Source organism: Devosia sp., from assembly GCF_028290645.1.
GTDB lineage: Bacteria > Pseudomonadota > Alphaproteobacteria > Rhizobiales > Devosiaceae > Devosia_A.
Genome location: NZ_JAQGJL010000324.1, coordinates 1 through 5033, shown reverse-complemented (window position 1 = coordinate 5033; position 5033 = coordinate 1). Strand labels below are relative to the sequence as shown.

At 67.9% G+C, this 5033-nt stretch carries 4 protein-coding genes; all 4 read right to left on the bottom strand.

All coding sequences use genetic code 11. The annotated features are described in order from the left end of the window. Nucleotides 1–123: 123 nt before the first annotated feature. Nucleotides 124–576, bottom strand: coding sequence for a chemotaxis protein CheW (locus tag JWQ89_RS17300; protein ID WP_299642990.1), 453 nt, complete (start codon nt 574–576; stop codon nt 124–126). Nucleotides 577–587: 11 nt separating this feature from the next. Next, nucleotides 588–2405, bottom strand: a complete 1818-nt coding sequence (locus tag JWQ89_RS17295; protein WP_299642989.1) for a methyl-accepting chemotaxis protein — start codon at nt 2403–2405, stop codon at nt 588–590. A gap of 116 nt (nt 2406–2521) precedes the next feature. Next, nucleotides 2522–4621: a methyl-accepting chemotaxis protein gene (locus JWQ89_RS17290; protein ID WP_299642988.1), complete on the bottom strand. Its 2100-nt coding sequence runs from the start codon at nt 4619–4621 to the stop codon at nt 2522–2524. Continuing rightward, the coding region (locus tag JWQ89_RS17285) for a chemotaxis protein CheW (RefSeq protein WP_299642987.1) at nt 4618–5033 on the bottom strand (416 nt) is incomplete at its 5' end. The genes JWQ89_RS17290 and JWQ89_RS17285, both read right to left, overlap by 4 nt.

Below are 5033 nucleotides of genomic sequence, written 5' to 3'. Positions count from 1 at the left end.
CCCTCCCCCTAAGAAGGGGGAGGGAGACGCTTGCAGAGGGGCCAGTGATGGGCGTCTCCCTCCCCCTGTTGAGGGGGAGGGGACAGGGGTGGGGGTCGGTGGGCACTGCGCGCATGTTGTCCATCACGCCGCTTCGGCCGTGCGGCCCAGCAGGCGGTCGAGGTCGAGGACGGTGACGAAGGCGCCTTGGCGGCGGCCGATGCCGGCGACGGCGTGGTCGCGCCAGTTGCCGGAGATGGCGGGGGGTGGTTCGAGCGCGTCGGCGTCGAGGACGGTGACTTCGAAGACGCGGTCGGTGCGGAGGCCGACGGTCAGGGTGCGGGCGTCGGAGAGGACGGTGAGGACGACGATGCGGGTGTTCTCGGTGTCGTCGGCGGCGGGGAGGCCGAGGGTCAAACGGAGGTCGAGGACGGGGATCCCCTCGCCGCGCACGTCGGTCATGCCGAGGAGGTTGGGCGGAGCCTGCGGGAGGCGGGCGACGGGGCGCATTTCGAGGATTTCCTGCACCTTTTCGACCGGGGCGGCGAAGAGTTCGCCGTTGACGCCGAGGGTCACGTATTGCGGCTTTTCGGCCATGCTCCCGCTCCTCAGGCTGCGCCGCGGCGGGTGAACTCGGTGTCGAGCTCGTCGCCGGCGTCGTCGATATCGAGGTCGAACCCGCCATTGCCATTGAGCTTCGCAGCCGGGCGGGCGCGGGGAGCGAGGTGGGGGGACTTGGCCATGAGCTCGCTGCGGATGGCGGTGCTGCGCTTGGGGGCGGGCTTCCTGGTCGCGGCCGGGGCGATCTCGGTGCGGGTGGCCTCGATGCGGAAGTAGCTGATGGCGTTCTGCAGCTGCTCGGCCTGGCTCGCCAGTTCCTCGGAGGTGGCGGACATCTCTTCGGCGGCGGAGGTGTTCTGCTGGGTGACCTTGTCGAGCTGCTGGATGGCGGTGTTGATCTGGGTGGCGCCGGCATTCTGCTCGCGGGCGCCGGCGGTGATCTCCTCGACCAGCTCGGCGGTGCGCTGGATATCGGGGACGAGTCGGGTCAGCATCTCGCCGGCCGACTGGGCGGTTTTCACCGTGGTGTCGGAGAGGGTGGAGATCTCGGCGGCGGCGGCCTGGCTGCGTTCGGCGAGTTTTCTCACTTCGGAGGCGACGACCGCGAAGCCGCGGCCGTGTTCGCCGGCGCGGGCCGCTTCGACCGCCGCGTTGAGAGCGAGGAGGTCGGTCTGGCGGGCGATCTCCTGCACGACCATGATCTTCTGGGCGATGGTCTGCATGGCGGTAACGGCGTTGGTGACAGCTTCGCCCGAGGCGATGGCGTCGGCAGCGGACTGGCGGGCGATCTTTTCGGTCTGCGAGGCGTTGTCGGCGGACTGCTTGATGGTGGCGGCCATTTCTTCCATCGAGGCGGAGGCTTCTTCAGTGGAGGAGGCCTGTTCGGTGGCGCCCTGGCTCAGCTGCTCGGCGGTGGCGGAGAGCTCCTGCGACCCGGCCGAAACGTTGTTGGCCGAGGTGATGGCTTCGGCGATGACGTCACGGAGCTTTTCGACCATGCGCTTCAGCGCGAGGCCTAGGGTGTCGCGATCGGAGAGGGGTTTCGGCTCGACCGTCAGGTCGCCGTCGGCGATGCGGTCGGCGAGGGCGGCGGTGGCGCGGAGGTTCCCGGTCATGATGTTGACGGTATCGACGAGGTCCTTGATCTCGTCATTGGTTTTGATCTCGATGTTCTGGTCGAGATCGCCGATGGCGACGGCGCCGACCACCGACTTGATCTTGCCCAGCCCGCGGCTGATGCCGAGGATGATCGCCGCCGCGGCGGTGATGGCGATGAGGGTGGAGCCGACGAGCAACAGGGTGAGCAGCAGCGAGGACGAGCCGTAGAGGTTTTCGGCGGCGGCGATGGCGTCGGCGAGCTGGGTATTGTTGAGGGCGACGATCTCGTCGAGCGCGGTGACCGACCTGGCGCGGGCCTCGGCGGCCTTGCCGGCGGCGAGGGCGAAGGCCTCGGCGTCCTGGTTGAGGAGCGCGAGGCGGCGGACCTCGGCGTGCTGGACGAGATAGGCGTCGTAGGCGGTGGTGAAGCTTTCGACCAGCGGCCGGCCCTTCTCGCTCGACAGCTCGTGGAGCGTCGCGGCGTCGGCCTTGACCGCGGCGATGCCGGAATCCATCGAGGCGATCAGCGCGTTGAAGCCGGTGATGTCCTGGGTGAGGATGAGGTTCTTCTCGTCGCGGGCGACGGTGAGGGTCGCGACCTCGAGGCCGGAGGCGAGCTGGATGCGCTTGACGTTGCCTTCCATGGCGGCGCTGAACGAGGCGTTGAGCTGGCCGAGATTCATCAGCGCGATGCCCATGCTGAAGGCGGAGAGGACGATGACGGCGGCGAAGGCCGCGATCAGCTTGGTCTTGATGGTCAGTCTCATGGCGTGGTCCCCCTGGCCCGCGGAGCCGCTTCTGCGGTCCCTGCCAATAATTTGAAGCCGGTACCCGGCGTGGTGCGACCGGGGCGGCGGACCGCCCCGGCATGTGGTTGGCGCGATCAGGCGGCGCCGCGGCGGCGGGCGAACTCGCTGTCGAGATCGTCGCTCATCTGGTCGAGATCGAGGTCGAAGCCGCCACCGGCGGTGCGGGCCGGAGCGGCTTTCCGCGCCATGTGCGGGGATTTCTGCATGATCTCTTCGCGCAGCTTCGCGGCCTGCCGGGTGCGCTGCGGCGCGCGGTCGTTGGCGATCTCGGTGCGGGAGAGCTGGCCGTGGTCGATGCGGAAGTAGCTGATGGCGCTTTGCAGCTGCTCGGCCTGGCTGGCCAGTTCCTCGGAGGTGGCGGACATTTCCTCGGCGGCCGAGGTGTTCTGCTGGGTGACCTTGTCGAGCTGCTGGATGGCGGTGTTGATCTGCGCGGCGCCGGCGTTCTGCTCGCGCGAGCCGGCGGAGATTTCCTCGACCAGATCGGCGGTGCGGCGGATGTCGGGGACGAGTTTACTCAGCATTTCCCCGGCGGAGCGGGCGGCCTTGACGGTGTCGGCCGAGAGCGTGGAGATCTCGGCGGCGGCGGCCTGGCTGCGTTCGGCGAGTTTCCTGACCTCGGAAGCCACCACCGCGAAGCCGCGGCCGTGCTCGCCGGCGCGGGCGGCTTCGACGGCGGCGTTGAGGGCGAGGAGGTCGGTCTGGCGGGCGATCTCCTGCACCACCATGATCTTTTCGGCGATGGTCTGCATGGCGGTGACGGCGTTGCCGACGGCTTCGCCGGAGGCATTGGCGTCGGCGGCGGACTGGCGGGCGATCCGCTCGGTCTGGCTGGCATTGTCGGCCGACTGCTTGATGGTCGCGGCCATCTCTTCCATCGAGGCGGAGGCCTCTTCGGTCGAGGAGGCCTGCTCGGTGGCGCCCTGGCTCAGCTGCTCGGCGGTGGCGGAGAGTTCCTGGCTGCCTGAGGCGACGTTGCGAGCGGCGGAGGTGACTTCGGAGACCACTTCGCGGAGCTTGCCGGTCATCAGGTTGAGGGCGTCGATGACGTCCTTGATCTCGTCGTTCGACTTGACCCTGGCCTCGGCGCCGAGATCGCCGGCGGCGACGGCATTGGCGAGGCCGAGGGCGGCGGTGAGCGACTTCGAGATCGAGACGATGATCCAGAGGGCGGCGAGGGTGGCGATGAGGGCCGAGCCGATCAACAGGCCGATGAGGAGCTTCAGCGCATCGTCGTAGAGCCTGGCGTTGGCGGCCGAGGCATTCGCCATGTCGGCATTTTCATCGGCGACAAGTGCGGCAAGCGCCACCGAGACGGCCTGGCGCGCCGCGGCGCCCTCGCCGGTCGCAAGGACAATGGCGCGATCGTCGCCGTTCTCGAGCGATATCTTGCGATAGCTGTCGACGATGCCGCTCCATTTGGCGAAGCCGCCGGCAAAATCCTGCCATTGCGATGCGTTGGCTGAGGGGATGATGCGGCCGATGCGGTCGATATCGCCCGCGACCTCGGCGATCAGCTTGTCGACGGACGCCGACGACTGCTGCTGCATGGCAGGGTCGTCGTGGCTGAGCAGGATGTCGATGGACCGCGCCCGGATGTTCTGGAGGTCGTCCTGCACTTCGGAGACGTTGACATAGGTCTTGAGCTCGGCGGCGCCGGCCAGCGGATTGTCGTTGATGGAGGCGGTGATCGCATGCAGCGGCTCGAACATGGCCGCGAAGGCAGCCTCGCCATCGCCCTGCGCCAGGGTCCGCGCCTTCACCGCCGAATTGAGCATGGTGAAGTCCTGCACCTGCTTGTTGACGGCCATGAAGGCTTCCCAGTCGGGGACGAACGCGTCGAGGCGTCGCATGCCTTCGGCGTCGGTCAGGGTCCGGAGTTCGGACACCAGCCGGCTGACTTCGGCTTCTTCGGCGGCGATGGCGGCGGAGTATTTGGCGAGGTCCGCCTCGGTATCGGCAAGGATCAGGTTCTTTTCGTCGCGGGCCACCAGAAGGCTCTGCTCGCTGATCTGGTTGACGAGGCCGATGCGCTTGACGTTGCCGTTCATGGCGGCGTTGAACGAGGCATCAAGCGTGCCCAGGCTCTGGATGGCGAGGAACATGCCGCCGGCCGACATGGCGACGATCACGGCAAAGGTCGCAGCGAGTTTTGCCTTCAGGGTTAGTCTCATGGTGCGGCCCTCTCTTCCATTGCCGTGGCCGAGCCACTCCGGTGGCCCTCCAGTTCGAAAATGCGTTGCATGTCGGGGATGATGATGAAGTCGCCGCGGCGCTTGCCGATGCCGCGGACGTAGTCGGCGGGCCAGCGCATGCCGACGCGCGGCGCCTCCTCGATGGCGGCGGGCTCGATATCGGTGACGTCGTAGACCTTGTCGGCGAGGATACCGACGACGGTCAGCTCGCCCTCGATCTCGGTCTCGATGACGACGATGCGGGTGTCCTGGCTCTGCGCCTCGTTGCGCATGCCGAAGGCGACCTTGAGATCGGCCAGCGGCACGACGCGACCACGGACATTGATGAGGCCGGGGGCGAAGGCGGTGGCGTTGGGCACCTCGGTGATCGGCACGAGATCGAGGATCTCGC

Excerpts from the sequence above, each read along its gene's own strand:
- JWQ89_RS17290 (WP_299642988.1), bottom strand. The coding sequence starts at position 4,621 with ATGAGACTAACCCTGAAGGCAAAACTCGCTGCGACCTTTGCCGTGATC.
- JWQ89_RS17300 (WP_299642990.1), bottom strand. The coding sequence starts at position 576 with ATGGCCGAAAAGCCGCAATACGTGACCCTCGGCGTCAACGGCGAACTC.
- JWQ89_RS17295 (WP_299642989.1), bottom strand. The coding sequence starts at position 2,405 with ATGAGACTGACCATCAAGACCAAGCTGATCGCGGCCTTCGCCGCCGTC.